The following is an 8,905-nucleotide window of genomic DNA, read 5'->3' on the forward strand; positions in this document are numbered from 1 at the left end:
ATAGGAAGAGAGTCGACTTTAGCAATAAAGTGTCGACATCGCCTATGCAAATTTGCCCGATTTACGTTATACTTTTAAGCAATGTAAGGAATTTTGATTCAGTTGTTGGAAGGAGGATTTTCTTGGAATTCGTATTGTTGATTTTCTTGCCGATTGTGGCTGCCTTATTCATTCCCTTTTTATTTAAAAGAATGAAACGTATACATACTGGTTGGTTTGTTTTGGCAGTCCCTCTCGTACTGTTTCTCTATTACGCAACATACATCCCGTCCACAATGGATGGCGGACATGCAATATCCGAACTGCAGTGGATTCCATCATTGGGCATTTCATTTGTCTCCTACATTGATGGGCTCAGCCTGCTTTTCTCATTGCTGATCACAGGGATCGGATCACTTGTAGTACTTTACTCCATCTTCTATTTGGATAAAAACAAGGAGAAGCTAGGTAACTTTTATGTCTATCTTCTCCTTTTCATGAGCGCCATGCTTGGAGTTGTGCAGTCCGATAATGTCATCTCCCTCTATCTGTTTTGGGAATTGACGTCGATTTCTTCATTTCTTTTAATCGGTTACTGGTATACCAGGGACCGTTCCAGATTTGGTGCATTGAAATCGATGATGATCACGGTTTTTGGCGGTTTGATGATGCTCGGGGGATTCGTCCTTCTCGGCATTATGGGGGATACATACTCCATTCGTGAATTGATTGCGTCTGCTCCTGATTTTGTTGGACATGACTATTTCACTCTCGCGCTAGTTCTTCTATTGCTCGGGGCATTTACGAAATCGGCACAGTTCCCGTTCTACATTTGGTTGCCTGATGCCATGGAAGCGCCGACTCCGGTCAGTGCTTATCTACACTCGGCAACAATGGTTAAAGCAGGACTGTATTTAGTGGCACGTTTCACTCCGATCTTCGCTTTTTCAGAAGTCTGGGTATGGCTTGTAACTGGAATCGGCTTGCTCACCCTTTTCTGGGGTTCATTATTTGCAGTAAAACAGACGGATTTGAAAGCGATATTAGCCTTCTCAACCGTCAGTCAACTCGGATTGATCATGTCACTGCTCGGTGCAGGAGCTATCACGTTCCACTCCGATGATGCGGTATTTAAATTTGCCATGTTCGCGGCTATTTTCCATTTGATTAATCATGCGACATTTAAAGGAAGCCTATTCATGATCGCAGGTATTGTCGACCACGAAACTGGTACACGGGATATCCGGAAACTGGGTGGCTTGATGAGCATCATGCCTGTCAGCTTCTCGGTCGCATTCATTGGTTCCATGTCGATGGCAGGCCTTCCGCCATTCAATGGATTCCTCAGTAAAGAGATGTTCCTGCAATCAATGGTGGCGATCCGGCAGTTTGAACTGTTCCAATTCGATACGTGGGGTATCCTGTTCCCAGTCATCGCATGGATTGCTAGCGTTTTCACGTTTGTCTATAGCTTCTATTTTGTGTTCAGAACATTCGCAGGAAAGCGCAAAGAAGGCCAACTGCCTCAGGAACCGCACGAAGCACCTGTCGGCATGCTCGTTTCTCCTATCATTCTCGGAGTCTTGGTCGTCGGAATATTCTTTATTCCCAACCTAGTTGCAAAGTGGTTAATAAAACCGGCTGTTGCAGCGATTCAACCGAATTTGTATTCACAGCCTGGCGACATAGATATCCATGTTGCTGCCTGGCATGGTTTTAAATCGGTTGAACTCTGGCTAACAGTGGGCGTAATTATAGTTGGAGCCTTGCTCTTCATTTCGCTATCCAAATGGCAAAAGGTGTATGGCTTGCAGCCTGCTAAGTTTTCTCTAAATGCTTTGTATGACGGCATGATGAGTTTCAGTGAAAAAGGGATGAATCGGATTTCCCGTTTCTATATGACCGGGTTGATCCGTACGTATATGATTTACATCTTCGCTTTCATCAGCGTCGCCGTTCTTGTCATCTTATTCACGCAAGACGCGTTTGTCGTTGATATGGACAGCTTTGCCCATATTGGAGTCTATAGCGTGATCAATGCTGTCATCTTACTATTGGCCGTCTGCTTCGTCTTGTTATCGAAAACAAGACTGGCAGCCATCATCGCTCTTGGCGCTGTCGGCTATTCAGTTGCCTTGTTCTTCGTCATTTTCAAGGCGCCAGATTTGGCGTTGACGCAGCTCGTCATCGAAACCGTATCAGTCGCTCTGTTCCTGCTCGCATTCAAGCATTTGCCTGCTCTAAAGGATCATGGTGAAACGGTAAAAACGAAAATGACGAATGGCATTGTCGCAATAGGAGTCGGGATCACAGTGACGCTGGTTGCTTTGTCAGCCCACTCCCAAAAGCTGATTCCATCCATTGCCCAATATTACAAAGACACAGTGAAGACTGAGGCTGGCGGCGGAAACATTGTAAACGTTATCCTGGTGGATTACCGTGGTTTCGATACATTGTTTGAAATTGCCGTCTTATCGATCGCAGGTATCGGCGTGCTCGGAATGATTAAGCTTCGCCTTGGAAGAAAGGAGAATTCGGATGAGAACAAATGATGTCATATTGCAAACGACGACAAAAGTTGTCTTTTTCATCATTTTCCTTTTCGCCATCCATATTTTCTTTGCTGGCCACTATACGCCGGGCGGCGGATTTGTTGGCGGATTGCTGACGACAGGAGCCCTTGTGCTGCTGTTGCTCGCATTTGATTTGAAAACGGTCCAAAAGGCATTGCCTTTCAATTTCGTTATTGTCATTGGCATCGGTCTGTTGCTCGCTCTTGGTACAGCGGCAGGCTCCATCCTGTTCAATGTTCCTTTTTTCACCCATGCCTTTGACGATTTTACCCTCCCCCTTTTCGGGGAGACCTCCCTCCATACAGCAATGCTGTTTGATGCGGGAGTCTACTTGGTTGTTGTCGGATCAGCGATGACCATCATCCAATCGATTGGAGGGGATGCGTAATGGAATTGCTGATGGCGATTCTAATCGGTGTTTTGTTCACGGCAGCTGTCTATCTCATCTTGTCCAGAAGTCTGTTAAAAGTGATTTTAGGCACCGGGTTATTGAGCCACGGAGCACATTTGCTCATTTTGACAATGGGAGGCCTTGGCGGTTCTGCCCCTCCTGTACTGGATAAAGAGGCTACCAATTTTGCGGATCCTTTGCCGCAAGCTTTAATTTTGACAGCGATTGTTATCAGTTTTGGAGTGACAGCGTTTATGCTTGTCCTTGCATACCGAACATACGGCGAACACAAAACAGATAATATGAATTTGATGAGAGGAAATGACGAACATGATTAATCTACTTTTGTTTCCTATCATAATTCCATTTCTCTTTGCCATCGTGCTACTGTTTTTCAAGGAACGGATTGTGCTGCAGCGAGTATTGGCTGCAGTTGGCCTGATCGCTGCACTGGCAGCTTCCTTGTTTCTTGTTTACACCGTTAAACAAGATGGCGTGCAAACGATTACGCTTGGCAGCTGGCCGGCTCCTTTCGGTATCTCGATGGTGTCGGACATGTTTTCAGCCTTGCTAGTCACGACGACAATCATTATTACACTGCTTGTCGTTATCTATAGCTACACTTCCACCGGGGAAGCCAGAGAACATTATTTCTATTACTCGGCAATCCTCTTCATGGTTACTGGTGTGAATGGTGCATTCACGACAGGTGATATTTTCAATATGTTCGTCTTTTTTGAAGTGCTGCTCATTGCTTCTTATGTTTTGATTGTTCTTGGAGGAGAAAAGAGACAGTTGCGTGAGTCTATTAAATACATATTGATCAATGTCGTATCATCTGCTTTATTCGTCATTACCGTCGCCTACTTATATTCCGTTGTCGGAACTCTAAATATGGCGGATATCTCGGTGAAAATTGCTGAGATTGGCCAGCCCGGCATTATTACGGTTATTGCCGTGCTGATGCTCATTGTGTTCGGGATTAAGGGATCTATCTTCCCCCTATACTTCTGGCTGCCCGGTTCTTATGCGGCACCGCCGATACCTGTCCTCGCTCTGTTCGGAGCTTTGCTGACAAAAGTCGGGGTGTACGCGATCATGCGGACCTACACATTATTTTTCGTCCACCAGACGGACTTTACACACGGGCTTCTGATGGTTTTATCCATTTTGACGATTATTGCCGGATGTATTGGTGCCCTTGCTTATTTCGACCTCAAACAGATTGTCATCTACAACATCGTCATTGCGGTCGGAGTCATCTTGTTCGGCGCAGCACAGATGAACGAATCGGGGCTTTCAGGCGCTGTCTTTTATTTACTTCATGACATGCTGATCAAAGGGGCTTTGTTTTTCTTGATCGGGATGATCATTTATGTGACAGGCACTTCCGATTTGCGAAAAATGGGCGGTCTGATGAAGACTCATCCATCACTAGGCTGGTTTTATTTAATCGCTGCATTCGGCCTGGCCGGCATCCCGCCCTTGAGCGGCTTCATAGGAAAGCTGCTTATTGTGGAAGGGGCATTCCAAGCTGACCATATATGGGGAAGCATTGTCGTCTTGGCTTCCAGTCTTGTTGTGTTACTATCTGTCATCCGTATTTTCATTTACGCTTTCTGGGGCGAACCTCAAGCCTTGCCTTCAGTGGAGCGTAAACCGTATAGAGGGATGATGGTTCCAACTGTTGTGCTCGTCGTTCTCTCTGTCCTCTATGGTGTCGGGACAGAATGGCTTCTCCCTTACATGACGGATGCATCGAATGTATTACTACAACCATCCATCTATATTGATGCGGTGTTAAAGGAGTAGATGTCGATGGCCTTTCAAATATTATTAAATGTTTTTATCGCAGTCACTTGGATGTTCATGACGTCTTCCTTCAGTGCTTCGACTTTCGTAATCGGGTACCTGATTGGATTAACGCTTCTCTTTTTGACACGGCGATTTTTCAAAAGCAGGCTTTATTTCTGGAAGCTTTGGGCTGCGCTCAAACTGACCTTGCTTTTCCTGAAGGAATTGACGCTCTCCAACATTTCGGTCTTCATGCTCGTCATCCGGCCGAAGTTGAATCTCCAGCCCATGTTTTTTGCATTGCCGACTGAGCTGGAGCATGATTGGGAGATTACGCTGTTATCAAGCCTTATCACATTGACGCCAGGTACTATTGTGGTCAACGTATCGGATGATCAGCGGACGCTTTATATTCATGCGTTGGATGTTGACGATGTGGATGAAGCGATTGAATCAATTAAAAACTCTTTTGAGAAAGCGATTATGGAGGTGAGCCGCGGATGACGATATTTATTTGGATCAGTATGATTGTAGTCTCTCTATCCATGGCCGGCCTAATGTATCGTGTATTCAAGGGGCCGTCTGTGCCTGACCGGCTCATCGCGCTGGACGGAATCGGTGTCATGCTCATTTCAGCGATTGCGCTGCTTTCGATATTGTTCGATACGAGATTTTATATCGATGTGATTTTGCTCATCGCTATCATTTCCTTCATCGGAACTGTATCGTTCTCCAAATTCATTGAAAGAGGGGAGATTATCGAACGTGAGCGTCATCATTAATATTCTAATTGTCATTACAATTACTGTAGGCGTTGTTTTTACGGCTGTTACGACCATAGGGATACTTCGGTTCCCCGATGTCTACACAAGGGCTCACGCGGCCTCTAAGAGTGCTACACTGGGTGTCATGAGTATCCTGCTCGGTGTATTCATTCACTTCTGGTATAACGAGGGGCTTTTCAGCATTCAGCTGCTGTTAGGTATCATCTTCTTGTTCGTGACCTCTCCGATCGGCGGACATTTGATGAGCCGGGCGGCATATATGGCAGGTGTGAAACCAACTGAATTGACAGTCGGGGATGACCTGAAGGAAGTTGTCGAGAAAGCCAGGAAGGAAAGCGGTTCATTAAAATCCGAAGATCAATAACAAAACGCGCAAAGGGAACGTACTTGTTCCCTTTGCGCGTTTTTTATCAATATGGATAATACGGCGGATAATACGGAGGATAGTACCCCGGATATCCTCCATACGGATAATAATTGTAATATGGAGTCGGATAATAAGACTGCGGGAAGAACGCGTTACCTAAAAAGCTGCCTACCAGCCCTCCTAAGAACGGTCCACCGAATCCATATCCAAATCCACTATTCCCAAAACCCCGTCCAAATCCGCCACCATAACCACGACCACCTCTGCCATAACGTGACATCTTCATCCCCCTTTCCCACCTATCCTATTCAACATAGATGATTTGTGGAGGGACAATGGCCTATTCTGAATCCTTTTCCGCCATTCTTTCAATCAAAGTTGCAAGTGTGCGGACCATAACACCTGTTGCGCCCTTTGGTCCGAGATCATGTGGAGCAGATGCATCTGACGTGCCCGCGATATCCAAATGGACCCACGGTGTTTCGCCGACAAATTCTCCGACAAATCCACCGCCAAAAATCATATGGCCATCACGGCCCGGTGAATTGTTCAAGTCCGCGACATCACTTTTTCGGATTCGCTTCTTGTCGTTCTCCGTCAACGGCAGACGCCATACAAATTCACCTGTTTCCAAAGAAGCTTCCATGAATTCCTCGAAGAACGCCTCATTGTTTGTAAGTGCACCTGTTTTATCATTTCCAAGAGCTACGATGACACCACCTGTCAATGTCGCAACATCAATCAGATAGTTTGCGCCGGATTGCTTCGCATACGTCACAGCATCTGCCAGCACGAGCCTTCCTTCCGCATCCGTGTTCAATACTTCAATTGTTTTTCCGCTTAATGAAGTGATCACATCGTCTGGTTTAAAAGCCTCTCCGGATATCATATTATCGGTGGCTCCAATAACGGCAATGACATTTCGGGCCGGCCGCAATTCGCCAATGATAGCCATGGCTCCTAAAACAGCTGCAGCTCCTCCCATGTCTCCTTTCATTCCAACCATGCTCTCCCTTGGTTTCAGAGAGTAGCCACCTGTATCGTATGTAACCCCCTTACCGACCAAACCGACTACATCTTCCCATTTCTCTGTAGCCGTATATTTCAAAACGATCAATCGCGGTTCCTCGACAGATCCTTTATTAACCGCAAGAATGGCTCCCATTCCGAGCTCTTCCATCTCTTTCTTTCCAAGTGTTTCAATTTCAAAATCATATTTCGCCGCTAGTTCTTCAGCATATTCCGCAAGTTTGGTAGGCGTCAGCAAGTTTGGCGGCATATTGACAAGGTTACGAGCTTCATTGACTGCACTTGCATACGCCTGTCCAACAGCAAAAGCAGCTTTCAATTCATCTTCGTCATAGGAGGAAATGAACTGCAGGGACTCAATAGAGAAATCCTTTTCATTCGAATCCGTCCGGTAGCCTTCAAATTTATACGTACCTAGGCCAATCCCTTCTGTTGCCGCATAGGCGACATCCGCACATGTCAATTCTTCGGTTGTAAACGGAGCTGTCCAAATGGCCACGTTTTCATACTTGCTGACAAGCAATTCTTTTCCGACAGCCGCAAACGCCTGGCGAAGTTTTTCTTCGGTCAAGTCCTTAGGCGCGCCTAGTCCGACAAACAGCACGCGTTTATAGCTCTGTTCGGATAAAGACGGCATCTTGACGATTTCTTTAAATCCAGTCTTAATATCTCCGGCACGCACCCAATCCAAAATCCGTGAACTGAATGAGTCCGCAAATGCCGCCCACCCTTCTACATTTTCAGGATGTTCGGGTACCCCGACAACTAAAACGTCTGCTGTCACTTTGCTGAGTTCTGTTTCAATTGATAGTGTTTTCATTTGACTCCTCCTGACTTTTCATACATCTTGTATTATATACCATTGATCCATTTACTTAAAATTTCGGAACGGAAAAGTTGTAATTTTCAAGCCCTCTTCCAATCGCTATGGTATACTGAAAAAAACGATTGAAAAATCGAATAAGAAGCATTGCATTCGCGAAAAAAAGTTTTTTACGGCCATTATCTTTTAACAAGGAGTGTAAGCAGATGGGTATAGTACAAAACACTCCGCTTTTGGCGGCTTTATTTGCCATCTTCTTTGCGCAGTTCGTCAAAATTCCAATCCATTATTTATTGACGCGAAAACTCGATTGGAAACTGATGACGTCCACCGGTGGCATGCCGAGCTCACATTCGGCAGCCGTATCAGCCTTGACGACAGCTATTGCCTTTGAAACTGGTTTAGATTCTCCCCTCTTCGCTGTGTCTGCGATTTTCGCAGTTATAGTGATGTTCGATGCGACGGGCATTCGCTACCAGGCGGGACAGCAAGCACTGATCATCAATCAGATGCGGCTGGACTTCCAGACGTTTGTTCAGGAGATAAAAGGCTGGCCGCAGAAAGACGGACAGCAAAAAATACAGGAACTGAAAACATTGCTTGGCCACAAGCCGAGTGAAGTGTTTGCAGGTTCTGTTACGGGAATACTCATTTCCCTTATTACGTACACCCTTATCAAATGAAAAAGGCTCGCCTGGAGAATTCCCTCCAAGCCGAGCCTTTTATCATGTATAAAAACAGTATGTTGGTGTACTAAGTTAAAACATTTGATAGCCTTGTTTCCGTAATGCTTTGATGACGATCCCTGAGATGATGGCACCGACAAGACCACTAGTCAAAATGATAATATCGACCGCATGCAAAGCCATGATTTTATGTCCCAAAGCATTAAATGCATAAGCCGGTTTCGTAAAGTACTCATAAAATTTAACTTCATCGATAATCAAGATGACAACGATCGGATAAATGATGGCCATCAGCCAAGACATCCGCAAGAGCATATTTAATAAAAAACCGATGCCAAAGAACATGACAACGAAAATCAACACAGATAAGATGACTTCCACCAAAGAAATTTGTCCCAATTCGACTACCCCCGTTTTCCATTCACCATTTTACAGGAACATCGGCACCCTTTCAACAGAATGAGGAACAGTCACCGAT

The 8,905-nt window shown here is 45.4% G+C and carries 11 protein-coding genes; 8 read left to right on the forward strand and 3 right to left on the reverse strand.

The genetic code is table 11. The features are described 5' to 3' along the window. The first annotated feature begins 122 nt into the window (after positions 1 to 122). Genes NCCP2222_RS14655 through mnhG form a run of 7 tightly spaced genes read left to right on the forward strand, consistent with a single transcriptional unit; the run spans position 123 to position 5,886 of the window. A complete protein-coding gene (locus tag NCCP2222_RS14655; protein WP_248513096.1) occupies positions 123 to 2,531 on the forward strand; it encodes a Na+/H+ antiporter subunit A in 2,409 nt (802 codons plus the stop codon). Continuing rightward, entirely contained in the window at positions 2,518 to 2,940 is a 423-nt protein-coding gene (locus tag NCCP2222_RS14660; RefSeq protein ID WP_238081052.1) for a Na(+)/H(+) antiporter subunit B, read from the forward strand. The genes NCCP2222_RS14655 and NCCP2222_RS14660 overlap by 14 nt, the downstream gene beginning before the upstream one ends. Then, positions 2,940 to 3,281, forward strand: a complete 342-nt coding sequence (locus NCCP2222_RS14665) for a Na(+)/H(+) antiporter subunit C (protein WP_238081051.1) — start codon at positions 2,940 to 2,942, stop codon at positions 3,279 to 3,281. The genes NCCP2222_RS14660 and NCCP2222_RS14665 overlap by 1 nt, the downstream gene beginning before the upstream one ends. After that, a complete protein-coding gene (locus tag NCCP2222_RS14670) occupies positions 3,274 to 4,755 on the forward strand; it encodes a Na+/H+ antiporter subunit D (RefSeq protein ID WP_248513097.1) in 1,482 nt (493 codons plus the stop codon). The genes NCCP2222_RS14665 and NCCP2222_RS14670 overlap by 8 nt, the downstream gene beginning before the upstream one ends. Positions 4,756 to 4,761: 6 nt before the next feature. Then, entirely contained in the window at positions 4,762 to 5,241 is a 480-nt protein-coding gene (locus NCCP2222_RS14675; protein WP_248513098.1) for a Na+/H+ antiporter subunit E, read from the forward strand. Further along, positions 5,238 to 5,519, forward strand: coding sequence for a Na(+)/H(+) antiporter subunit F1 (locus tag NCCP2222_RS14680; protein WP_238081044.1), 282 nt, complete (start codon positions 5,238 to 5,240; stop codon positions 5,517 to 5,519). Before NCCP2222_RS14675 ends, NCCP2222_RS14680 begins: the two co-directional genes overlap by 4 nt. Beyond that, the gene (mnhG, locus tag NCCP2222_RS14685) at positions 5,503 to 5,886 is read left to right on the forward strand and encodes a monovalent cation/H(+) antiporter subunit G (RefSeq protein WP_248513099.1); all 384 of its coding nucleotides are present in this window, start codon (positions 5,503 to 5,505) and stop codon (positions 5,884 to 5,886) included. The genes NCCP2222_RS14680 and mnhG overlap by 17 nt, the downstream gene beginning before the upstream one ends. Before the next feature lie 46 nt (positions 5,887 to 5,932). Here mnhG and NCCP2222_RS14690 read toward each other — a convergent pair whose 3' ends face one another. Continuing rightward, positions 5,933 to 6,175, reverse strand: a complete 243-nt coding sequence (locus NCCP2222_RS14690; RefSeq protein WP_248513100.1) for a hypothetical protein — start codon at positions 6,173 to 6,175, stop codon at positions 5,933 to 5,935. A 54-nt stretch (positions 6,176 to 6,229) separates the two neighbouring features. Next, positions 6,230 to 7,738, reverse strand: coding sequence for a leucyl aminopeptidase (locus NCCP2222_RS14695; RefSeq protein ID WP_248513101.1), 1,509 nt, complete (start codon positions 7,736 to 7,738; stop codon positions 6,230 to 6,232). Positions 7,739 to 7,947: 209 nt separating this feature from the next. On the opposite strand from NCCP2222_RS14695, the gene NCCP2222_RS14700 reads away from it, so the two are divergent. Further along, positions 7,948 to 8,424, forward strand: a complete 477-nt coding sequence (locus NCCP2222_RS14700; RefSeq protein WP_248513102.1) for a divergent PAP2 family protein — start codon at positions 7,948 to 7,950, stop codon at positions 8,422 to 8,424. A gap of 75 nt (positions 8,425 to 8,499) precedes the next feature. Here NCCP2222_RS14700 and NCCP2222_RS14705 read toward each other — a convergent pair whose 3' ends face one another. Further along, positions 8,500 to 8,826: a YuiB family protein gene (locus tag NCCP2222_RS14705; protein WP_282570710.1), complete on the reverse strand. Its 327-nt coding sequence runs from the start codon at positions 8,824 to 8,826 to the stop codon at positions 8,500 to 8,502. Between the last annotated feature and the right edge of the window lie 79 nt (positions 8,827 to 8,905).

The organism is Sporosarcina sp. NCCP-2222, assembly GCF_023168145.1.
In the GTDB taxonomy this organism is placed as follows: Bacteria; Bacillota; Bacilli; order Bacillales_A; family Planococcaceae; genus Sporosarcina.

Coding starts and splice junctions, on each gene's coding strand:
- NCCP2222_RS14690 (WP_248513100.1), bottom strand. CDS start 6,175: ATGAAGATGTCACGTTATGGCAGAGGTGGTCGTGGTTATGGTGGCGGA.
- NCCP2222_RS14700 (WP_248513102.1), top strand. CDS start 7,948: ATGGGTATAGTACAAAACACTCCGCTTTTGGCGGCTTTATTTGCCATC.
- NCCP2222_RS14665 (WP_238081051.1), top strand. CDS start 2,940: ATGGAATTGCTGATGGCGATTCTAATCGGTGTTTTGTTCACGGCAGCT.
- NCCP2222_RS14660 (WP_238081052.1), top strand. CDS start 2,518: ATGAGAACAAATGATGTCATATTGCAAACGACGACAAAAGTTGTCTTT.
- NCCP2222_RS14695 (WP_248513101.1), bottom strand. CDS start 7,738: ATGAAAACACTATCAATTGAAACAGAACTCAGCAAAGTGACAGCAGAC.
- NCCP2222_RS14670 (WP_248513097.1), top strand. CDS start 3,274: ATGATTAATCTACTTTTGTTTCCTATCATAATTCCATTTCTCTTTGCC.
- NCCP2222_RS14675 (WP_248513098.1), top strand. CDS start 4,762: ATGGCCTTTCAAATATTATTAAATGTTTTTATCGCAGTCACTTGGATG.
- NCCP2222_RS14680 (WP_238081044.1), top strand. CDS start 5,238: ATGACGATATTTATTTGGATCAGTATGATTGTAGTCTCTCTATCCATG.